18 protein-coding genes, 2 pseudogenes and 1 other annotated feature are annotated in these 20,509 nt (G+C 65.2%); of the genes and pseudogenes, 8 read left to right on the top strand and 12 right to left on the bottom strand.

Going from position 1 to position 20,509, the window contains the following annotated elements; genetic code table 11:
* Positions 1–2 precede the first annotated feature (2 nt).
* The 3 genes from ABC728_RS08650 to ABC728_RS08660 are packed head-to-tail and all read left to right on the top strand — an operon-like array spanning position 3 to position 2,183.
* On the top strand, positions 3–464 hold the full coding sequence (locus ABC728_RS08650; protein WP_416621886.1) for an HtaA domain-containing protein: 462 nt from the start codon (positions 3–5) through the stop codon (positions 462–464).
* Positions 461–1,393, top strand: coding sequence for an alpha/beta fold hydrolase (locus ABC728_RS08655; RefSeq protein WP_416621885.1), 933 nt, complete (start codon positions 461–463; stop codon positions 1,391–1,393). The genes ABC728_RS08650 and ABC728_RS08655 overlap by 4 nt, the downstream gene beginning before the upstream one ends.
* Positions 1,394–1,418: 25 nt before the next feature.
* A complete protein-coding gene (locus ABC728_RS08660) occupies positions 1,419–2,183 on the top strand; it encodes an SDR family NAD(P)-dependent oxidoreductase (RefSeq protein ID WP_416621884.1) in 765 nt (254 codons plus the stop codon).
* Positions 2,184–2,271: 88 nt separating this feature from the next.
* Here the strand turns inward: ABC728_RS08660 and ABC728_RS08665 are convergent, their stop codons facing one another.
* From ABC728_RS08665 to ABC728_RS08675, 3 genes are all read right to left on the bottom strand, one after another.
* Positions 2,272–3,327 (bottom strand): MBL fold metallo-hydrolase, encoded by a 1,056-nt coding sequence (locus tag ABC728_RS08665; protein ID WP_416621883.1) that lies wholly within the window; start codon positions 3,325–3,327, stop codon positions 2,272–2,274.
* A 165-nt stretch (positions 3,328–3,492) separates the two neighbouring features.
* Positions 3,493–5,838, bottom strand: a complete 2,346-nt coding sequence (locus ABC728_RS08670) for a TonB-dependent receptor (protein ID WP_416621882.1) — start codon at positions 5,836–5,838, stop codon at positions 3,493–3,495.
* 261 nt (positions 5,839–6,099) lie between these two features.
* Positions 6,100–7,344, bottom strand: coding sequence for an NAD(P)/FAD-dependent oxidoreductase (locus ABC728_RS08675; RefSeq protein ID WP_416621881.1), 1,245 nt, complete (start codon positions 7,342–7,344; stop codon positions 6,100–6,102).
* Between the two features lie 329 nt (positions 7,345–7,673).
* On the opposite strand from ABC728_RS08675, the gene ABC728_RS08680 reads away from it, so the two are divergent.
* From ABC728_RS08680 to ABC728_RS08690, 3 genes are all read left to right on the top strand, one after another.
* Positions 7,674–8,444, top strand: a complete 771-nt coding sequence (locus ABC728_RS08680) for an SDR family NAD(P)-dependent oxidoreductase (protein ID WP_416621880.1) — start codon at positions 7,674–7,676, stop codon at positions 8,442–8,444.
* A gap of 35 nt (positions 8,445–8,479) precedes the next feature.
* Positions 8,480–9,007 carry a nuclear transport factor 2 family protein gene (locus ABC728_RS08685; RefSeq protein WP_416621879.1) on the top strand — a complete coding sequence of 176 codons (528 nt, stop codon included), beginning with the start codon at positions 8,480–8,482 and terminating at the stop codon, positions 9,005–9,007.
* A 396-nt stretch (positions 9,008–9,403) separates the two neighbouring features.
* Entirely contained in the window at positions 9,404–10,315 is a 912-nt protein-coding gene (locus ABC728_RS08690) for a LysR family transcriptional regulator (RefSeq protein WP_416621878.1), read from the top strand.
* Here the strand turns inward: ABC728_RS08690 and ABC728_RS08695 are convergent.
* From ABC728_RS08695 to ABC728_RS08725, 7 genes and pseudogenes are all read right to left on the bottom strand, one after another.
* Positions 10,275–11,456, bottom strand: a complete 1,182-nt coding sequence (locus tag ABC728_RS08695) for a TrbI/VirB10 family protein (protein WP_416621877.1) — start codon at positions 11,454–11,456, stop codon at positions 10,275–10,277. The two genes, ABC728_RS08690 and ABC728_RS08695, sit on opposite strands and share 41 nt — an antisense overlap.
* The gene (gene trbG / locus ABC728_RS08700; protein WP_416621876.1) at positions 11,453–12,436 is read right to left on the bottom strand and encodes a P-type conjugative transfer protein TrbG; all 984 of its coding nucleotides are present in this window, start codon (positions 12,434–12,436) and stop codon (positions 11,453–11,455) included. Before trbG ends, ABC728_RS08695 begins: the two co-directional genes overlap by 4 nt.
* Positions 12,433–13,122, bottom strand: a complete 690-nt coding sequence (trbF, locus tag ABC728_RS08705; protein ID WP_416621902.1) for a conjugal transfer protein TrbF — start codon at positions 13,120–13,122, stop codon at positions 12,433–12,435. Before trbF ends, trbG begins: the two co-directional genes overlap by 4 nt.
* On the bottom strand, positions 13,122–14,372 hold the full coding sequence (gene trbL, locus ABC728_RS08710; protein ID WP_416621875.1) for a P-type conjugative transfer protein TrbL: 1,251 nt from the start codon (positions 14,370–14,372) through the stop codon (positions 13,122–13,124). Before trbL ends, trbF begins: the two co-directional genes overlap by 1 nt.
* Positions 14,369–14,629 (bottom strand): putative entry exclusion protein TrbK-alt, encoded by a 261-nt coding sequence (gene trbK-alt, locus ABC728_RS08715; protein WP_416621874.1) that lies wholly within the window; start codon positions 14,627–14,629, stop codon positions 14,369–14,371. The genes trbL and trbK-alt overlap by 4 nt, the downstream gene beginning before the upstream one ends.
* Before the next feature lie 11 nt (positions 14,630–14,640).
* Positions 14,641–15,366 carry a P-type conjugative transfer protein TrbJ gene (gene trbJ, locus ABC728_RS08720; RefSeq protein ID WP_416621873.1) on the bottom strand — a complete coding sequence of 242 codons (726 nt, stop codon included), beginning with the start codon at positions 15,364–15,366 and terminating at the stop codon, positions 14,641–14,643.
* A pseudogene (locus ABC728_RS08725) lies at positions 15,363–16,232 on the bottom strand (TraG/VirB4 family ATPase); the annotation flags it as partial. The gene trbJ and the pseudogene ABC728_RS08725, both read right to left, overlap by 4 nt.
* Positions 16,233–16,352: 120 nt before the next feature.
* Between ABC728_RS08725 and istA the strand changes: the two are divergent.
* Positions 16,353–17,441 (top strand): annotated as a pseudogene (gene istA / locus ABC728_RS08730) (IS21 family transposase); the annotation flags it as partial.
* A gap of 49 nt (positions 17,442–17,490) precedes the next feature.
* A protein-coding gene (locus ABC728_RS08735) for an IS3 family transposase (protein ID WP_445376347.1) occupies positions 17,491–18,719 on the top strand; the annotation gives its coding sequence in 2 pieces (ribosomal slippage) (positions 17,491–17,785 and positions 17,785–18,719; 1,230 coding nt in all).
* Positions 17,772–17,888: a sequence feature (AL1L pseudoknot), on the top strand. Its footprint overlaps the gene before it by 117 nt.
* Position 18,720: 1 nt before the next feature.
* Here the strand turns inward: ABC728_RS08735 and ABC728_RS08740 are convergent.
* Together ABC728_RS08740 and ABC728_RS08745 are read right to left on the bottom strand one after the other, a co-directional pair.
* Positions 18,721–18,972, bottom strand: coding sequence for a hypothetical protein (locus ABC728_RS08740; RefSeq protein WP_445376349.1), 252 nt, complete (start codon positions 18,970–18,972; stop codon positions 18,721–18,723).
* A 381-nt stretch (positions 18,973–19,353) separates the two neighbouring features.
* The gene (locus tag ABC728_RS08745; protein WP_416621302.1) at positions 19,354–20,349 is read right to left on the bottom strand and encodes a pyridoxamine 5'-phosphate oxidase family protein; all 996 of its coding nucleotides are present in this window, start codon (positions 20,347–20,349) and stop codon (positions 19,354–19,356) included.
* Positions 20,350–20,509 lie beyond the last annotated feature (160 nt).

The following is a 20,509-nucleotide window of genomic DNA, read 5'->3' on the forward strand; positions in this document are numbered from 1 at the left end:
CCATGGCCCAGGCCGGTCTTCTCTGGTCGATCAAGCGATCCTTTGCCGCCTATGTGGCGCGGCTGCCCGATGGCCGCCTGAGCCTGGATGACGGTGTCCGGCCGGCCGACGGCGACCAGCTGTACTTTGCCTTGGACGCCGGCGCGCACGATCTGTCCTTCGCGGGCGCCGTACGCTTCACGGGCCATTTCGGCATGCTGTCCGTCACCATCGCGGCACCTTCGCTGCTGCTGGACGCGCCGGAGTTGCGGGGCACGATGCTGGCCGGGCTGGGTGGCGCGGAACGTCGACCGCTGGTGCATTTCCGCTGTCGGTACAGCGACGACGCAATGCGTCTCCTGGCCGGCGACGTCCGTCTGGCAGCCGATGCCGTCGCCCTGTTCGGCGGCACCTATGGCGAGGGCGAGTGCTTCGATGATTTCGAGGTGCTTATGCCCGGTTCCGGCGAGGAGCGTGTTCAATGACCGGCAAAACCATGCCCGTCACGGGGAAGGGGACGGTCACCGGCGTTCCCGACCTGCCGCCCGGCTTCACCGACCTGTTCACCAGCGTCCGGGTGGATAGCGGCCGTCTGTGCCATCACGTCGTCCAGGGCGGCGATGGGCCGCCGCTTTTGATGCTGGCCGGCTGGCCGCAATGCTGGTTCGCCTGGCGCCACCTGATGCCGGCACTGGCTGCGCACCGGCGGCTGGTGGTGGCCGATCCGCGCGGGGTCAACCTTTCCGACAGACCGATGGACGGCTATGACAGCCGCAGCCAGGCGCTGGACATGTTCGCGCTGATGGATGCGCTGGGATATGGAGAATTCGATTTCCTGGGACACGATATCGGCATGTGGACCGGTTTCGCCATGGCCCGGAGCGCGCCGGAGAGGCTGCGCCGTCTGATCGTGGGTGAAGCCATGATACCGGGCGTCTCAGCTTCCCCGCCGCTGCTGCCGGCGGACCGGTTTCCCAGCGACCTGCTATCGCATTTCAATTTCAACCGGCTGCGCGGGGTCAACGAGCTGCTGGTGTCCGGCCGCGAGCATATCTATTTCGGCCATCAGTTCGCCACCAAGGCCGGACGCCCGGACGCCCTGTCCGCTCCGGCAAAGGAATTCTATATCGATCTGCTGCGCGACCCCGATGCCTTGCGTGCCAGTTTCGAATTCTACCGCGCCCTGGATATCAGCATTCCGCAGAACCAGGCGTGGCGGACCGGACCGAAGATCACCATTCCCGTCGCGACCTTCGCCGGGCGCCTGTGCGTGGGCGATGGGGTCGAACTGGAATGGCGCAGCATCGCCGAGGATGTGACTTCGCTGGTCATCGAGGATTGCGGCCACTATCCGGCCGAGGAAAAGCCCGAGGCGCTGCTGGCCTTCGTCGATGCCTTCCTGCGCCAGCCTTGAACATAAAGAGACGGGAGGAAACAGCGTGACACCGCTTCATTGCAACAAGCAGGGCAAGGTCGCCCTGATCACAGGTGCGGCCCAGGGCATCGGCCGCGCCTTCGCGGAGCGCCTGGCCGCCGAGGGCGCTACCGTCGTCGGTGTCGACCGCCAGGACATCCAGGGGTTCGAGACCGCGCTGAAGGATCTCGGCGCCGGCGACGCACACTATGCCCGCGTCGATGTGACGGACGAGGCGGCGGTGGAAGCGCTGGCGGCGCAGGTGCTGGATCGGTTCGGCCGCTGCGACATCCTGATCAACAATGTCGGCTTCACTCCGCGGGAACCGCTGGAACAGATCACGCTAGCGCAATGGCGGCTGGTCATGGCCGTCAATGTGGAAAGCTTCTTCCTGACCTGCCGCGCCTTCGTGCCGGCCATGAAGAGCAATGCCTACGGGCGCATCGTCAATATCTCCTCCGACACGGTCGGGCTGGTGATCGACGGCTTCGCCCATTACATCGCCTCGAAGGGGGCCGTCATCGGGCTGACGCGGGCGCTGGCCAGCGAGTTGGGGGAATGCGGCATCACGGTGAATTCCATCGCGCCGGGCCTGACCAAGACGCCCAACACCTTCTCCATGTTCCCAGACGGCAAGATGTTCGACCTGTCGGCCCAGGCCCAGGCCATCAAGCGTCCCTCCACGCCTGGCGACCTGGTCGGCGCGATGTCCTTCCTGACGTCGGACGATGCCGCCTTCTTGACCGGCCAGACCCTGATCATGAATGGCGGCCAGTTGCGCGCACTGTGATGGCCGTCCAAGTGACGGAAAAGGCAGGGCGTGACCCGACGGGTCACGCCCTGCCTTTTCGATGACATGTCGGATGATGCGGCGGCCCTCACGGGGCCGGTGCGTCCTCCGCCCCGACGGTGAGTGTCAGCAGGTCCCGGCCGACCACGACGGGACCGTCGAAGCCCTTCGACACGCCGGTGCCCAGCGCTTCGGTCTGGACCGGGTCCAGGTCCGGGTTGGCGATGTGGGACAGCACGACCTTCTTCACCCCGGCGTCGCGGGCGATCCGGGCCACGGCGTCGGGCGACAGGTGCTCGCGCTCCATATGCGCGATGATGCCCTTGTCGGCGCCCGGCGGCAGCGACGCAGCCCTGGCGACGAAGCGGGCCATGGCGGGGATGTCGATGATCTCGCTGACCAGTAGGTCGCTTCCCCTGGCTAGGTCCGACACGGCCTTGCCGGGTCCCGTGTCGCCCGTGAAGGTGACGGAACCGAACCGGCTGTCCACGCGATAGGAGAAGGAGAGATGGCGGCCCTGCGGCCCCTCCTTCAGCGCCACCGCGTCGTAATGCGTGTTCTCCACGGCGGTGACCTTGATCTTGTCATCCTGGTAGATCACGCCCGGCAAGGCGTTGACGGCCGCCGCCACCGCCGCCACGGGCGGGGTCTTCGGCGCCTGGGCGCGCAGCGTCTCTGTCGGCCAGGTGGCGAAACCGACGGCACCGTCCGTCATCTCCGCCGTGCCCGGCGGGCCGACCAGCCGCAGGGCGGGCAGGGGCATCCCAGCCATCAGGTAGCTCCACCGGAACATCAACAGGCCGGGAATGCCGGCCGTATGGTCGGTGTGCAGATGGGTGATGAAGACGGCGCGCAGGTCGCCCGTGGTCACACCGGCCTTGGCCAGCTGTCCCACGGTCCCCTCTCCCGCATCGATCAGATACGCGCTGCCATCCACCAGCAGCAGGTTGGCGGGCTGTGCCCGGTCGGGCCGGGCCAGGGGGCCGCCGGCCGTGCCCAGCAGCGTCAGCACCATGGCATTGCGCGAGCGGGCCAGCACCGGGTTCTCCACCGGCGCGGGCTCCTTCACGGCCGGTTCGGTGGCGCGGCCGGATGCCGGGGCCAGAAGGAGGGCCGCGGCCAGGAACAGGTGGGATGATTTCATGATGAGCTTCCGGATCGGTAATATCGGCCATCACGCCGGTGAGGGCTGAGAGGGATGATCTGAGGCCGAACGGATTTCATGGCATGGCTTCGCATGTCTCCCCCATTTTCGGGGGGAGACACGCAGGAGCCATCCTGGGGCAATTCCCATCAGGCCCCAATCGCCTTAGAACTCGAACCCCACGCGGACGCCGATCTCCCGGCCCAGCGAATAGACGCCGGTCTGGGCATCGCCGCTGAACGGCGACAGGGTGGCGAATTCCAGGGTGCGCTTGTCCGTCAGGTTCTTGGCGAACAGTGACAGGGTGGTCGACCCGTTGCCCAGCTTCACGCCGACATGCGCGTCGATCTTGGCATAGGCGCCCTGCCGCTGCAGCGGCTCGTTGTTGGGCGAGGCGTTGTAGCCGGACCGGGCGAACAGGGTGACGCCACCGACCATGTCGGTCTCCGCGCCCACGGGATGGGTGTAATCGACCGACAGCGCCCCCGTCCATTTCGAGCTGAACTGGGTGGGCGCACCGGACAGGCTCTGCACGCAGCCATTGGGCGTGCCATGGACTGCCGCATGCGCCAGCTTCTGCTCCAGCGTGCAGGGCTGCCCTGGATAGTCCAGGTACTTGGCGTCCAGATAGGCGGCGGAGCCGCTGACCCGCATGCCCCGGATCGGGACATAGTTGACGTCAAGCTCCAGGCCCTGCGTCCGCGCCTTGCCGACATTGGTGACGACGAAGCTGACCGTCTCGAACTGCGACGCCTGCAGGTCGGTGAAGGTGGTGCGGAAGGCCACCAGCGAGTAGTCCAGCCGCCGGTCCAGCAAGGTGCCCTTCAGGCCGGCTTCCACGGATTCCGCCCGCTCCGACGCGAACTGCGCGCCGGCCGGGGTGGGACCCGCCGCGTCCCCGGCATAGAAGTAGTCGAAGCCGCCCGCCTTCTGCCCGCGCACATACTTGAGGAACAGGTTGCTGTCGGGGGTCAGCTCGTACTGGATGACGGCCTGGGGCTGGAAGAAGCTGTCATCATATTCCAGGCCGGTGAAGACATGCGGCGGCACGCCGTTGTTGAGTGCCACGAACAGCCCGTCCAGCATGCGGTTGACGGACAGGATATCGGCCCGGCTACCGAAGGTCTTGCCGGGCACGACCATGCCGGGCACCAGGAACTGATCCGCCCGCTTATCGATCCAGCTCTGCCGCGCGCCCAGTTCCAGGCTGAACCGGTCGGTGAAGTGGTAGGTGACGTCAGCGAACAGGGAATAGCTGTTGGTGGTCTGGTCGAGATTGTTGTTCAGCGAGAAGGCGCTGAGCCCGCCGAACCCGTTCATGTTAAAATCGATGGCCGACCAGACGTCGAACGTATCGCGCTGGTAATAACCGCCGGCCGTCACATCCAGCTTGTCGAAGCTGCCCGTGTAGCGCAGTTCCTCGCTGAACTGCTTGTACCGGTAGGTCAGGAAGGCGTTCAGGACGGGCACGGGCGAGGCCGACGGCAGGGACTGCGCGAAATCCAGCGTCCGGAAGGCCGTGGTGGAATCCAGCGAGCCCTTGCCCAGGTCGTAGCTGATATCCGCCTGGTAGGTCTGGTTCTCCAGGCCGACGAAGGCCTTCTGGAAGAAGGGTGCCCCCTCCGACGTGATCGCCGTGCGGCCGTCGAACCGGGCATCGTCGAACATCAGGACCCGGCCGAAGGTCGGATGCGGGAAGATCGGCTGGCTGATGGCCTCGGCCCCCACCCCGCGCTCCTTCACGCGGCCATATTCGGCCTTCAGCGAGACCGTGAGATCGTCGGTGAGGTCAGCCTGGAGGATGCCGCGCAGGCCGTGGTTGCGCAGTTGCGGTTCGTCCCGGTCGGTCAGTAGGTTGTAGGTCGGGCCGTTGTCGCGGTTCTGGAAGAAGCCGGACAGGCGCAGGCCGACATCGGGCGTCAGCGGGATGGTGACGCCGCCCTGCGCCGTCACTTCGTCATGGTAGCCCTCGTAGCTGACGGAACCGTCGGCCGCGAAATCCGCACCGGGCTTGCGCGTGGTGATGTTCAGCGCGCCGGCCGTGGCGCTGTTGCCATACAGCAGGACCTGCGGCCCCTTCAGCACCTCCACTCGCTCCACATCGAACATGGGCAGGCGGATATCCTGGTCGCGGCCATAGGACACGTTGTCGATGAACTTGCCCACCGCCTGATCGAAGGAGATGTTGTTGCCCGAGCCGAAGCCACGGATCAGCGCGAAAGGCAGATTGGAGCCCGTGGAGACCGTGAAGTTCGGCACGCGCGAACTGAGGTCCACGACCTGATTGATCTTGGCCTCGGTCAGCAGGTCGCCGCCCAGCGCGGTAATCGACACGGGCACGTCGCGCAGGTTTTCCGTGCGCTTGCGCGCGGTGACGACAATGGGCTCAAGCTCCAGTTCGCCGGCCAGGGCGCTGCCCGCGCTGTCAACTCCGGCGGGCGCCTCCTGGGCCTGGACAGGGGCGATGGCGATGGCCGTCCCCAATAGCAGGCAATGGCGGAACCTCTTCATGCTCATATCCTCCCCTAGATCTTCATGTGTTATTGCTTGGAAGCCGGTTACCCGGAATTGAGACTTATACGTCCTATCAGCGCGCACTTTTGAGGTGAGTCCTGGCATCTAGCGCATCAGTGTATCCATATTACCGGAACCGACCAGACAAGACCTCATTTCGTTCTCGCGATTCAAAGACCATAGGCATACAGCCGCACTCAACCCAGCAAAGTCATAGTGTATCCAGTTTTGCAGGTCAAGTCCAAGCTGGAACGCTGGTCAGGCGACCTGCGCCGGTGCGGCCGCCAGTTGCTTCAGCGGGATGCCGGGATCGGCGAGAAGGGCTGGCGACGCCAGGGACTGCCCGACGACCAGGGCCTTGCCCTGGACATAGTCCCTTGTGGCGTTGACGCAATCCAGAGCGATGACCCTGCCCTGCCGCAGGTAAATCAGCGTGAAACCACCCGTGGCCGGATCACCGCGCAAGACGGTGGCGTCATGCCCGGCAGACAGGCCGACGGTCTGTAATTTCAGATCGTACTGGTTGGACCAGAACCAGGGCACGGACCGGTAGCAGGCGTCGCCACCCGTCAGCACCCTGGCCACCACGGCCGCCTGGTCGTTGGCATTCTGCACAGATTCCACACGGATCCAGGCGCCATCAGCGAAGGGGTTCGCATGCAGCGCGCAATCGCCGATGGCAAAGATGTCGGGCAGGCTGGTGCGACATTGAGCGTCGACCTCCACCCCATTGCCCCCGCGCGCGCCGGCCGCGATCAGCGGGGCCACTGCCGGCACGATGCCGATGCCGGCCACCACCATGTCGCAGGCAATGCGTGAACCATCGGCCAGACGCACGCCGGTCACCCGCCCTTCCCCGCCTTCCAGTTCTGACAGGACGGCGTTCAGGCGGAGATCGACGCCGTGGGCCCGATGCTGGGCCTCGAAGAACCGGGACAGCGCCTCTCCCGCGACGCGGGCCAGGACGCGGTCCTGCGCCTCCAGCACTGTGACGCGCTTGCCCCGCTTCACCAGCACGGCGGCGGCCTCCAGCCCGATATAACCGCCACCTACGATGACAACCCGGTCCACGCCGGGCAGTTCGGCTTGCAGGCGGTCGATATCGGCGCGCGTACGGATGGTATGGATACCGCCCAGCTCATGCCCCGGACAGGAAAGCCGGCGGGGAGCGCCACCGGCCGCCCAGACCAGGCGGCCATAGCCGACCGCCTCGCCATCATCCAGGGTCAGCGCGCGGCCGACCGGATCGACGGCGGCCACCCGCCGGCCCAGCAGCATGTCGACCGAGCGTTCCCGCCAGAATCCGGCGGGGCGGATCAAGATGCGCTCGAACCCCTTCTCGCCGGAAAGATACTCCTTCGACAACGGTGGTCTTTCATAAGGGAGTTCGCGTTCATCCCCGATGATCGCAACGCTCTCCCCGAACCCGTTCTGGCGCAACAGGGCTGCGGTCTGCGCCCCGCCATGCCCGGCGCCCACGATTACGACATCAAAACTCTTCATCGATATGCCCCTCCGGGCCTGCGGTTTGAGAGCCAGCGGCACACCATCCGGATGTCATTTCCGGCCGCGCCCGCAGCTCCAATAATGTATCCACATCTGGTGTGACGCAATATCATTATCCAGAACACATCAGCTTCCCTAAAGGCAGAATGAGCATACATCTATCTGATAAAAAACAAAATTTCTCAAAATTCCGGCAGGTTTCATGGCCGGATCATAACTCAACCCCTGGAACCAGATTGACGTTCACGTATCAACCATGACATAAGTGCATCCAATATAGGGCTCATGCCGTTGTGACGGCGCCCCCTGCCCCCATGGAGATGCCAATGCGACCAGTGACGGGCCGGCTAGCCGGGAAAACCTGTATCATCACGGGCTCCGGCGGCAGCATCGGACGCGCCTCCTGCCTGCGCTTCGCGGCGGAAGGCGCCAACGTGGTGGGGTGTGACATCGACCCGCAAGGCGCGGAGGAGACCCTGCGGCAGGTGCAGGCGCAAGGCGGCAGCATGATTTCCGTCAGCCCGGCCGATCTGATGCGCGCAGAGGATTGCGAGCGCGTCGTCACCGCCGCAATCGGGCATCACGGCGGCATCGACGTCCTGTTCAACAATGGCGCCATGGCCTATTTCGCCTGGATCGAGGAGATGGACGACGCCACATGGGCGCGAACCATCAACCAGGAACTGGACCTTGTGTTCCGCATGACACGCGCCGCCTGGCCGGCTCTGAAGAAGCGCGGTGGCGCCATCGTCAACAACGCTTCTATGTCGGCCTGGGTAGGGATTGAGCGGCTGCCGGGGCTGGCGCACTGCGCGGCCAAGGGCGGAGTGCTGGCCATGACCCGGCAACTGGCGATGGAAGGCCGCCACCATGGCATCCGCGTCAACAGCCTGTCGCCAGGCACCATCGAGACGACGCAGACGCGCATGATCAAGGAAGATCCCGACTGGTCGCGCGTGCAGTTGGGTCGCGCCATGCTGAACCGGATGGGCCAGCCGGAGGAGGTGGCCAGCGTGGCCGCCTTCCTGGCCAGCGAGGATGCCAGTTACGTGACCGGGGCCGACATCGCCGTGGATGGCGGCGTGCGGGCCTGGTGACCGAATTTCAAAAAGCAACGACAAGGAGGAACGATATGACCAGGGATGAGATGGTCGTGAACCTGTGGGAACGCGAAGCGGTTAAGAAGGTGATGCTGCGGTTCGGCCGCGCCTTGGACACGGGCGACTGGGCTGCCTACCGGTCCTGCTTTACCGACCCCATCACCGTCGATTTCCAGCGCCTCACCGGTCAGCCCATCGTGCAAGTCGACCCGGACCTGTTTACGCTGTTCGCCAGCCAAATCCTGGCCCCCGTCCGGCGCCACCACAGCTACTCCAACTGGGACATCAATGTGGAGGGCGACCATGCAGACGCGCTGGTCTACATGACCTCTCGCCACTGGAGGCAGACCGATTTCGGTGCCTCCGAAAATGCGCAATATGGCTGGTACGAGGTCCGGTTCATCAAACAGGGAAACGACTGGCTGATCACCCGCCTGAAACATGATTTCCAGTGGATCGGCGGCAACGCATCCCTGTTCGACCTGAATGATCCCTCGTTGATTGATACAATGGGGAAGCTCTTCAATGAGGATACTATACTCGCAGGGGCTACCACCTGAGACCAGACCCTGGTGATTGGACCTCACCGGGGTCTGGTTCGGCGTGGCTGTAACCTCGCATCTCGTGGCGCGTAGCCCAGTCGGACTCGGCTGCTGGTCGATGCAATTTGGGCGCGATGACAGGAAGAATTGCAGTCACACTTTATACGCCCAGGGACTATCACCTTCCGCATTTCGAACGCCTCGATGCAGTTGCACGCCAGCAGGTCGCGGGCGTGGGCAGGTCGCTTAACATCACCCCGCAACGAGCCAGAACCTCCGTTCGCAAAATCAACCCGATGTCCCATTTGTTTCAACGACGGACAGAATCACGCCAGCGTCACCGCCTGCAACCCATTTCCTATCTCATTGAACCAGTTCAATACCCTCCCGGACAGACACTTAGATAGGAAGATAATGATCGACCTCCGCCATCTGCGTGCAGCTGTCGCTGCCATGGAGCAACGAGGTCTTCGTCGCGCAGCAGAGACTTTGAGTGTCCAGCAATCCACTCTGAGCCGGTCGATCCAGGAATTGGAGAGCCACCTGGGCATCACCTTGTTCGAACGTTCGAACAAGGGTGTCAGGCCGACGCCGATGGGGCTGACCTTTCTGCGCGCCGCCGCGCAGGTGTTGCGGAACATAACGGAAATCATTGATGCAGCCCGCAAGGTCGGCAAGGGCCAAGCTGGCCGTCTGACCGCCGGGCTCTGCACCTCCTTCGCGAGCAGCCCACTGCGGCCGATACTGCAAGAATTCCTTCTGCGCTTTCCAGACGTGGAGCTGGGCATCAAGGAGGGCAGCCGCCGTCAATTGCTGGAAGGACTGGCGATCTACGAAATCGATATCGCATTTCTGCTTGGGCAGGCGCCAGTGGACGATTGCAGCCTGCTACCCCTGTGGACCGAGCAGATTGTAGCGGCACTGCCCGAACAGCACCTGCTTGCCGGACGTTCACAGCTTTCCTGGCCGGACCTGAAAGGCGAAACTATTCAGATCAGCCGCCGCGATCCCGGCCCCGAATTGCTGGACCTCCTGAAAAGCAAGGTTGTCTCTCCCGGCGATGCTTTGGGTATCTGTCAGCAAGATGTCAGCCTTGAAAGCCTGCTGACGCTCGTCGGCATGGGGAGAGGCGTCACGCTGCTGACGGAAGCCTATGCCGGCTTGCAGGTGCCTGGCGTGGTCTACCGGGAGCTCCATGATGGTACCAGTCCGACACTTGTTCGCAGCAGCGCCTATTGGAACGAGGCCAATGACAACCCGGTCCGCAAGCGCTTCCTGACGCTGCTCAAGGAACGGTATCCGCCCTGGAAGCCGAATGGCGGTTGATCCCATTCGCGATCAGGGGCTCCAGCACAAGGTCACGGGTCACCATCACCTTGACCGGAAAGCCCGGCCGGATGGTCAGTGTGGGCTGGATGGAGAGCTGGCGGCGGACAATTTCCTGGCCGGTCTGGCTGACGGTGTCCTGGCCGCCCCTGCGCAAGGCGTGGATGAGCGCGCTTTCCTCATCATCCACGCCGGCATCGGCGCCGATGCCCAGCAGGGTGGACAGCAGCGCCGCCTTGAACAGTCCGCCCCAATGATAATCGGTGTCATCCTCCAATCCGGCCTGCCCCTGCGGATCGGTGCCGGGAAGCCCTTCCAGCAGAAGCGACCGGCCATCCGGCAGGATCAGGCGCGTCCAGGCCAGCAGCAGCCGGCTCTGGCCGAAGGCAACCTGGCTGTCATAGCGCCCGACCAGCCGTGCCCCCTGGGGAATGAGGAGATGGCGGCCTGTCAGACTATCATGGACGTTTTCGGTCACCTGGGCGGTGACCTGTCCCGGCAGGTCGGACCGGATGCCAGTGACAAGGGCCGCCGGAATGATGGCGCCAGCCTGGAGCAGGTATGGCGATGGGGGATCGGCCAGACGTTCGCGGCTGACAACCTGCTGGTCGACCGGCGCGTCGAGGAAGGCCTGCTGCCGATCCGGTGCCAGCGTCGGCGCTGCGCTGCCGCCATCGGAAATGGCTGATGCAGTCTGCTCCGGCCTCGTGGTCTCTTGGGACCGACTGTTGCCGCCGACAAACAGGCGGCTCATCCGGGCCGCCTCCTGTTCCTGGATCAGCGGCTGCTGTCGCGGATCGGGCAGAGGCATCGCCGATGCTGCGTCCGCCGACGCGCCCTGTTGCAAGGCGAGCAGCGGCCGGCCCAGGTCGCCCGGCAGCGGCGGACCCAGCTTGGGGACGTCACCATAATCACGCGGCAGACCCGCGATGCCGTCCGCCGTCGCGTGACTGTCGATATTGTGCCGGTTCGGCAGGATCTCCTGACGCCGCTCGCGCAGCGTCATGACCAGGATGGCGCCCAGTGTGAGCCCTGCCACCAGGGCCGCCAGCAACACCACCCGGCGCGACAGGCGGACAACGCGCGGCGGATCCGGCCGCAGCCGTAGGTCCACGGGCTCCATCGGTGCCGCCCCGCTCATGACGGCCGCTTCCCGTCTCTGCGGGCGATGCGGACCACCTGCTGCGGTTCCGTCCCCAGCCGCAGTTCCGCCGCCGCAAACAGCCGGTCGATGATCATGTGCCGGCCCCGCACCCGGTAGTTCACCAGTTCGCCCTGTCCCTCCGGTCCGATGACCAGCAGCGGCGGCATCTCGCCCTGGGCGATGCCGGCGGGGAATTCGATGAAGACCTGCCGGCCATCATCATAGGCGCGCAGCGGCCGCCAGGGCGGTTCGTCGCCATCAATGACGTAACGGAAATTCAACGCCGTCACGTCGATGCCGCTGGCGACGGGATCAGCCGCCTCGGCAACCTCGTTGCGGCGGCGGAGCACGATAAGCTGGTCCTGCGGATAGAGCCAGGAGACCGAGGCCATGTAGGTCTCCTCCGTCGAGCGCAGTTCGAGATGGTAGGTGCGGCGGTCGGTGTTGATGACAAGGTTGGTGACCAGGCCGGGTCGGGTCGGCTTGACCAGGACATGGATACGCCTGGCCGCGCCGCTGCCGCTCTCGGTGTCGCCGATGATCCAGCGCACGGTGTCGCCGGCCGCCACCGGACCGCTGCCGACCAGGCGCTCGCCTTCCTGGAGAGCGATGTCCGTCACCTGCCCCGGGGCGGCGTAGAGCTGGTAGAGGGCGCCCTCGCTATAGGGATAGACCTGCATGGCGTTGATGTAGCCGTCCCGCACCGGCTCTATCCTGGCCGCGGCATTGGCCAGCGCCACCCGGCTGGCGGGATCGGGCAGCTCGGCGGTCACCGGCGCCGGCTTCAACTGCCCGGGCAGCGGCAAGGGCGTCGGCACCTCGACCAGTTCGACGGGCCGGGACGGTTCTGCCATTGGCGCGGCCGGAACGGCATCGTCATAGGCGATGACGGGGGGCCGGCGCGGCGGCGCGGTGCAACCTGCCAGGGCCGTTGCCAGCAGCAGGCAGCCCGCCAGGGGAAGTGTCGGCGGCATCATGGTGCAAGCTCCTTCGACCAGCTGAAGGCGGTGACATAGATGCCCAGCGGGTTCCGGCGCAGCCGGTCGGCATCGCGGGAGGGCTGGATCGTGATGGTGAGGATGGCGGTCCAGCGCTCCGTGGCCGCCAGGGCACCGTCGCGGTAATGGCGCTCGGTCCAGGCGACGCGGAAACTTTCGTCCGACGCGCGCAGCACGCTGGCGATGTCCACGGCGGCCTGCTGAGTGCCGACACGGCCGAACGGGTCGTCGGCGCGGGCATGGTCGTTGAGGGCGGCGGCCCCCCGGTCACTGGTGAACTCATAGGCGCGCAGCCAGTTCTGCCGCAGCACCACGGGATCGGCCGGCAGCGATCGCACCTGCTCGATGAAGCGGGCCAAGTGCCAGGCGACCTGGGCGTCGGTGGGACTATAGTCGGCGACGGCCGGTCCCACGGCCTGGGCGGCACCCTGGCCATCCACCTGCACCACCCAGGGGATGATGGTGCCGCGCGAGACCTGCCAGACAAGCGCGCCAGCCAGCCCCATGGCGAGGCCCAGGCAGCCGAAGGCCATCAGCCGCCAGTTGCGGGCCTGCACGCGGGCGGCGCCGATGCGCTCGTCCCAGGCCTGGGCCGCCCGTTGATAGGGCGTCTCGGGCTGTGGGGTACGGCCGTAATGCGCACTGGCACGGCGGAACGGGTTCATCATTTGTCATCCTGCTGGAGGGGAACCGAGGCCGAGCCGCCGCCGCCATCACCGGAAGCGACGCTGTGCGCAGCCAGGGCCGCTCCATGCGCCATGGTCTGCCGGCGCTTCATGGCCTGTGCCCAGGCCGGTGGGCCGGGTTCGGTAGTTGCAAACGCTGGGGATGGCGCCGGAGCAGTGCCACTGCCGGCCCGATAGCTGTCCCGCATGGCCGCACCGGCCCTGGTCGCCGCCTGGCGCAACGGTGATGTGGAAGCGGCGGCACCGGCCTTGCCACCCTGCCGGTAGGCAGTCTGGGCGCCCCCGGCGAGACGGGCGCCGCCCTGGGCCATGGCACCGACGGCGCGGCCGGCACCCGCCATGGCCGCCAGCCCGGCGCCCATGACAGCGGCAGCCCCCAGGCCACCGGCGGCCAGACCGGTGCCGACGGCAGCCCCGGCCCCGAGCTGCGGCGCCCCGGATACCAGGCCGGTGGCGATACCGGGCCCGAAGATGCCCAGCCCGAACAGAGACAGGGCGGCCAGCACCATGGACATGGCCTCGCCGATGGTCGGCTGCCGGCCGGCGAAATCGACGGCGAATTCCCCGAACAGGCCGGAGCCGATGCCGACGATGACGGCCAGGACCAGCACTTTGACGCCACAGGCGACGATGTTGCCCAGCACCTTCTCCGCCAGGAAGGCGGTACGACCGAACAGCGCGAAGGGGATCAGCACGAATCCTGCCAGCGTCGTCAGCTTGAACTCGATCAGCGTCACGAAGAGCTGGATGGCCAGCAGGAAGAACGCCGCCACCACCAGCAGCCAGGCCAGCATCAGCACGATGATCAGCACGAAATTCTCGAAGAAGCTGCCGAAGCCCATCAGCGCCTCGGCCCCGTCCAGCAGCGGCTGCGCCGCCGTCAGCCCGGCATCGGCCAGCCTTCCCGGTTGCAGGAAGCCGGCCGCGTCCAGGGTCGAGCCGCCGGCCTTCAGGCCCAGGCCCGTGAAGCTGTCGAACAGAATGCGGGCCAGCTGGTTGAAATTGCCGATGAGAAAGGCGAAGAAGCCGATGGAAAGCGTCTTGCGCACCAGCCGGTGCAGGATGTCCTCGTCTGCCCCCCAGGCCCAGAACAGCCCTGCCAGGGTCAGATCGAGGACGATCAGCGCCGAGCTGAGATAGGCGACCTCCCCGCCCAGCAGGCCGAAGCCGCTGTCGATATAGCGGGTGAAGACGGCCAGGAAATGGTCGATGATGCCGGTATTGTTCATGGCGCATCCCCCCGGCCCATGAACTGCCGCCGCATCTCCGCCCAGGTGCCCCGGCAACCCTCATCCTCTGCCGCCGCCAGCCCCAATTCACGGCAGCGCCGCAACTCGGCATGCAGGGCCGCGACCTCCGGTGCCACGAGCGTTGCTGTCGGTGGCGGCGGTTCCGGCCGCCGGGCCAGCAGGCCTGCCCCGACCGCGCCCAGCATCAGCAGGGCCGTGTACAGGCAGAGCAAGGCGACGATCCTGGTCCCGCGCATCCTGGCCTCCCTCATTCGGTGAACATGCGGACGGGCTGGGGCTGATAGGGTTCGATCTGCCGGAAGCGCCGATACTGTTCCCGTGCCTGGAGCGCGTCGCTCGCCAGCCGGGCCTGCGCCAGGGCGTCGGCCCGCGCATTGGCCGCCAGCAGGGCCGTGAGGTCGGCCAGCTGCTGCGACTGCACGGCCAGCAGCTGGTTACCAGCCTGCGCCGCCTGCAGGCCGCCGACGGCCGACTGGCTGGCATCGACCAAGGTGCTGGTGCGGGCCTGCACGGTCGCCAGGTTCTCCACGGCACCGGCCCCGACAGTCAGGGACTGGCGGTATCCGGTCAGCGACAGGTCCCAGCGGTGGCGGGCATCGGCCAGCAGCCGCGCATCCGGCAGGGCCGGATCAATGCGGTCGGGATAGGCCTCATTGAATTGCCGCTCCAGCGTCTCGACATTGTAGGTGATGCCGTTGGCCCGGTGCAGCAGCCCCTGGATGCGGGCGAAGGTGCCGTCGATGTCGGTTTGCAGCGACAGCGGCAGGCCGGCCAGATGCCGGGACTGGTTCAGCAGCATCTGCGCCTGGTTGCGAAGGGAAGCCACCTGGTTATGGATCTGTTCCAGGGCGCGGGCCGCCTGCAACAGGTTCTGGGCATGGTTGCTGGGGTCGTAGACGGTGAGGCCGGATGCCTCCGCGCCCAGCGCCAGCGAGACGGCAGCGGCGGCCAGCCAGCGGTGACAAGCTCTCATGATGCATCCTCCCCATCGGCCAGCAGGTCGGCGGCCCAGTCGAGGCCGCGCCGGCGTAGCCAGGCCGCGGCGAAACCGGCCTTGTCCTGGCGGGCCAGCGTCTCGGTGATGGCCGCATGGTCGGTCCTGGAGGAGACGGCCGTGAAGGCCAGGGCCACCTCGCCCAGCGCCAGCTCGAACAGCCGGTTGCCCTGGGGCGACTGGCAGTAATAGTCGCGCTTGGGCGTGGCCGCGGCGATGATGCCGACCTGCCGGGTGTTCAGCCCGAAACGGCGATAGATGCCGGCGATCTGTGGCTCCAGTGCCCGCTCGTTGGGCAGGAACAGCCGCGTCGGGCAGCTCTCGATCAGCACCGGCGCGATGGGGCTGCGCTCGATATCGGCCAGGGACTGCGTGGCGAAGATCACGGCGGCGTTCTTCTTGCGCAGGGTCTTCAGCCATTCGCGCAGCTGGCGGGCGAAGCCCTCCTCCTCCAGCACCAGCCAGCCCTCGTCGATGATCAGCAAGGTCGGACGCCCGTCCAGCCGGGCCTCGATGCGGTGGAACAGATAGGTCAGCACCGGCAGGGCGGCGGCCGTGCCGATCAACCCCTCGGTCTCGAAGGCCTGGACATCCGAAGCACCCAGACGCTCGGCCTCGGCATCCAGCAGCCGGCCATGAGCACCGCCCAGACAATAGGGCCGCAGCGCCTGCTTCAGCGGTGCCGCTTGCAGCAGCGCCGCCAGCCCGGTCAGGGTCCGCTGTGCCGGCGGCGCCGAGGCCAGCGAAGCCAGGGCCGACCAGACGTGCTCGCGCGCGGCCGGATCGACTTTGATGCCCTCCTGACGCAGGATCTGCTCGATCCAGCCGGCGGCCCAGGCCCGCTCCACTGCCTGTTGATTTCCACGCGGGATTGACCCGGGATGGCGGCTTATTTCCATTGAGAATTGACCCATGTGACCGTTCCCCCTTCGCGATGAGCGACGGGGGGCACTGGAGTGATCGACATGGGACTTTTGAATGTCATCCGCCGTTTGGCCTTGCGTGAGAAGGTTGCAATCCGGGAGATTGCGCGTCGGACCGGCCTGTCGCGGAATACCATCAAGAAGTATTTGAACGCGGGGACGATCGAGCCGAAGTTCTCGACACCAGAACGTCCCAGCAAGCTGGACCCGTTCGCCGACAAGTTGGCAGGCTGGCTCAAGGCCGAGGCCTCCAAATCGCGCAAGCAGCGCCGAACCTTGAAACATATGCACGCCGATCTGATCGCGCTGGGGTTCACCGGTTCTTATAACCGTGTTGCGGCCTTTGCCCGTGAATGGCGCGCAGCGCGGCAACGCGAGCAACAGACAACAGGACGCGGCGTTTTCGTTCCGCTGAGTTTTCGCCCCGGCGAGGCCTTCCAGTTCGACTGGAGCGAGGATTACGCCGTGCTGGGCGGTCATCGTACCAAATTGCAGGTGGCGCATATCAAACTGGCGTACAGCCGGGCATTTTTGGTCCGCGCATATCTGCTGCAAACCCATGAAATGCTGTTCGACGCCCATTGGCACGGCTTCCGCGTCTTCGGCGGCGTGCCGGGGCGCGGCATCTACGACAATATGCGCACGGCGGTTGACCGCGTCGGGCGTGGCAAGGAGCGCCAGGTCAATTTGCGATTTCTGGCCATGGCCAACCACTATGTCTTCGAGCCGTCGTTCTGTAACCCGGCGTCTGGCTGGGAGAAAGGGCAGGTCGAGAAAAATGTGCAGGACGCACGGCCACGGCTATGGCAGCCGATGCCGGATTTCCCCAACCTTGCCGTGCTGAACGCTTGGCTGGAACAACGCTGTCTGGCCCTGTGGCGGGAGATTCCGCATGGCCATCTCGCCGGTACCCTTGCCGATATCTGGGCAGAGGAACGGTCCGCGCTGATGCCCGTGCCGCTCCCGTTTGACGGGTTCATTGAGCAGAGCAAGCGGGTCTCACCAACCTGCCTGATCAGCTTCGAGCGCAACCGCTACAGCGTGCCGGCCTCGTTCGCGAACCGGCCCGTCAGCCTGCGGGTCTATCCGGATCGGCTCGTTGTCGCGGCCGAGGGAAAGATCCTGTGTGAACCGGTCCGGGATTGTCGGCGGCTCCAACTCCTGAGAGGATGGGGCTACGATGAGCAAGACAACGAACAAATTTTCGGCTGAGGTCCGCGAGCGGGCTGTTCGGCTGGTGCTGGACCACGAGAAGGATCATCCGTCGCGATGGGCGGCAGTTTCATCCGTGGCATCCAAGATCGGGTGTTCGGCGCACACGCTGAATGAATGGGTCAAGAGAGCCGAGGTAGAAAGCGGCAGCCGTGCTGGCATTCCGCTGGATGTGCTGGAGAAGTTGAAGGCGCAGGAGCGGGAGATCCGTGAGCTGCGCCAGGCGAATGAGATCCTGCGCAAGGCATCGGCATATTTCGCGATGGCGGAGCTCGACCGCCGACAGAAATGATGCTGGGCTTCATCGATGCCCACCGCCAGGAATACGGGGTCGAGCCGATTTGCGAGGTTTTGCCAATCGCCCCGTCAACTGTGCGTCGGCATGCGGCCCGCGCCGCTGATCGGGCCAAACTGCCGGCGCGGGCACAGCGCGATATCGGCTTGAAGGCCGCTATCCGCCGGGTGTTCGAAGAGAATTTCCAGGTCTATGGGGTGCGCAAGGTGTGGCGGCAGTTGCAGCGCGAGGGCATCCAGGTGGCGCGCTGCACGGTCGCGCGGCTGATGCGGGAGATGGGCCTGCGCGGTGCCATCCGTGGAAAGCCGGTGAAAACCACCATTGCCGACAAGGCCTTACCCTGTCCGCTGGATCGGGTGAACCGGCAATTCCGGGCGGACAGGCCCGATCAACTGTGGCTTTCTGATTTCACGTATGTGTCCACCTGGAGCGGGTTCGTCTATGTGGCTTTCATCATCGACGCCTTTGCCCGGCGGATCGTCGGCTGGCGAGTGTCCCGGACGGCCGACGCCGGTTTTGTCCTGGATGCCCTGGAGCAGGCCCTGCACCAGCGCCGACCGAAGGGGAAATCCGGACTGGTTCACCATTCGGACCGGGGCAGCCAATATTTGTCCATCCGATACACCGAGCGGCTGGGGCTGGCCGGCATCGAACCGTCGGTCGGCAGCGTCGGCGATTCATACGACAATGCCTTGGCCGAAACCGTCAACGGCCTCTACAAGGCGGAGGTCATTCACAGGCGAGGACCGTGGAAATCCTTTGAAGCCGTGGAATACGCAACCCTCGAATGGGTCGACTGGTTCAACAACCGACGCCTGCTCGAGCCTATCGGAAATATCCCGCCCGCAGAGGCCGAACAACGCTATCATGACGCCGTGAGCATTCAGCAAATGGCAGCATGACTCACGAACTTTTGCCGCCGACAATCCCGGCGCGGTTCAAACTCAGTTCAAAGGGCTCTCCTTGATGGACTACTATGCTCAGATGAGGAACGCCGACCCAGGTTCCGGAATTGGCCGGAATATCGAACTCACCAACGATCAGTCCTCGATGGGCAATGCGCTTGCCAATCCTCACCGACAACGGCAAAAGATCAGAGGAGAAGTCCAATACGACACGTCCGGTTCTGGGCTTTGAAGACAATTCAGTCTCCATTTATCGATTTTAGCTTGTATGAAAATTATAAAATCCCGTTCCAGACGCCGTCCGTGCTAAACATGCGATGCAGTCCCGGCTCTCTGATCAACGCGATCTCCTCGGCCAGGACGTAGGCAGCACAATGGGCTCCGTCGAGCAGCAGATTCCCGGCATACGCAATCCACCTGATCGACAAAGCACTGGGCAGGTAGAGCCCCCAATTTGAAAGCCTGTCCGAGGGCAGCCGCGTCCGTCTGCCGGCCAGCACGGCGGCTGTCCTGGCTGCGGGACCGGTCCTTTGGGGGTCATGCCACTATCGGCGTGTTGCGGCCTGCCCCGAGGTTGAAGCGGCTCGCCGAGGCGAAACGCCTCTCACCCACGGCTCACATCACGCCTAGATCAGTAGAGATTGGTCTTGTAATCCTTCGCCAGTTCGCGTTCGACAAGCCCTGGCACCGACATCACATAGCCGGCCAGCTTCGCACCGACCGCCTTGGACAGCTTGAGGTGGCCGGCAGCGATCTTGCCGGCCTTCAGCCCCTCAGGTGGCGGCGGAGCCGGCCAGGCCGCTGCCCGCCGCAACGCTGGGCTGTCGCGCAGTTCGATGCGCGCATCGTCGACCACGGTTACAAGCTGTGGCACCTTATCGCCGACAGTAAAGGCCTCGCGCTCGGACAGATCGTCCGTGATCCCCGCGCGGCCGCGGACGATGATCAACTGATGCAGCCCGGGCACGATCAGGGCCGCTGCGACACGCGGCTGCTCAATCATGTTGCGGAAACTGTCGATCCGCCGGTTGCCGGGACGATCGGCGAAGCGGATCGCGCCATCATCCAGCCGAACCATCAGGCCGGCCGGATCCCCCTTGGGGCTGAGGTCAGCGTTCGCATGGCTGTCGCAGGTTGCAAGGGCCAGGAAACGGCACGCGCCAACGAGCGCATCCAGCGATACCTCATCGGGCTTCGCCGACATAGGCGACCAGAAGTCCGATCGGATCAACGCCTTGCCGCAGTGGATGTAGCATTCGTCGATCCTCACCCTGATCTCGCTTTGGTCGTTCGACGCGACACGACCGTTAACCCGCATGATCTCATTGAGACCGGGAACCAGGAAGATTGATCCGAACCCGGTCCCGGGCACCAGACATCCGGCCTCATCTAGAGAGGCGGCGGGCAGAATGAGCGTAGCCTGATCGCCGGTGGCCCAACCCGGGGCGTCGCCGCCGATCACGACATCGACATCGTCATCGTGGGCAACCGACGCGACCATTATGACGGACGCCGCCAGCCAGGAGAGCGCTCCGGGATCGAGATGGTCTATGGTCTTGGCCATCACCATCGTCGGCGGTGTCCCGATGACAGCTTCCAGGTGATCGCGTGTTGTCAGCAAAGTCATCACAAGCCCTACGTCACTGAATTATCTTCCTCCACTTTATCGGATCGCGCCTGCCCAGACTTCCTTCAGCGCGCCAAAAGATCATTGGATGCCGCCACGCGGGCCCGCAGATCTGCTTGAGATATATTTGAAGGGCGACGGGGCCGAGCAAGCGGGGTAT

Source organism: Niveispirillum fermenti (assembly GCF_052474395.1).

Bases quoted from the DNA above. Each gene is read 5' to 3' on its own strand.
- ABC728_RS08650 (WP_416621886.1), top strand. From the start codon at position 3: ATGGCCCAGGCCGGTCTTCTCTGGTCGATCAAGCGATCCTTTGCCGCC.
- ABC728_RS08655 (WP_416621885.1), top strand. From the start codon at position 461: ATGACCGGCAAAACCATGCCCGTCACGGGGAAGGGGACGGTCACCGGC.
- ABC728_RS08665 (WP_416621883.1), bottom strand. From the start codon at position 3,327: ATGAAATCATCCCACCTGTTCCTGGCCGCGGCCCTCCTTCTGGCCCCG.
- ABC728_RS08670 (WP_416621882.1), bottom strand. From the start codon at position 5,838: ATGAAGAGGTTCCGCCATTGCCTGCTATTGGGGACGGCCATCGCCATC.
- ABC728_RS08675 (WP_416621881.1), bottom strand. From the start codon at position 7,344: ATGAAGAGTTTTGATGTCGTAATCGTGGGCGCCGGGCATGGCGGGGCG.
- ABC728_RS08680 (WP_416621880.1), top strand. From the start codon at position 7,674: ATGCGACCAGTGACGGGCCGGCTAGCCGGGAAAACCTGTATCATCACG.
- ABC728_RS08685 (WP_416621879.1), top strand. From the start codon at position 8,480: ATGACCAGGGATGAGATGGTCGTGAACCTGTGGGAACGCGAAGCGGTT.
- ABC728_RS08690 (WP_416621878.1), top strand. From the start codon at position 9,404: ATGATCGACCTCCGCCATCTGCGTGCAGCTGTCGCTGCCATGGAGCAA.
- ABC728_RS08695 (WP_416621877.1), bottom strand. From the start codon at position 11,456: ATGAGCGGGGCGGCACCGATGGAGCCCGTGGACCTACGGCTGCGGCCG.
- trbG (WP_416621876.1), bottom strand. From the start codon at position 12,436: ATGATGCCGCCGACACTTCCCCTGGCGGGCTGCCTGCTGCTGGCAACG.
- trbF (WP_416621902.1), bottom strand. From the start codon at position 13,122: ATGAACCCGTTCCGCCGTGCCAGTGCGCATTACGGCCGTACCCCACAG.
- trbL (WP_416621875.1), bottom strand. From the start codon at position 14,372: ATGAACAATACCGGCATCATCGACCATTTCCTGGCCGTCTTCACCCGC.
- trbK-alt (WP_416621874.1), bottom strand. From the start codon at position 14,629: ATGCGCGGGACCAGGATCGTCGCCTTGCTCTGCCTGTACACGGCCCTG.
- trbJ (WP_416621873.1), bottom strand. From the start codon at position 15,366: ATGAGAGCTTGTCACCGCTGGCTGGCCGCCGCTGCCGTCTCGCTGGCG.
- ABC728_RS08740 (WP_445376349.1), bottom strand. From the start codon at position 18,972: ATGGAGACTGAATTGTCTTCAAAGCCCAGAACCGGACGTGTCGTATTG.
- ABC728_RS08745 (WP_416621302.1), bottom strand. From the start codon at position 20,349: ATGACTTTGCTGACAACACGCGATCACCTGGAAGCTGTCATCGGGACA.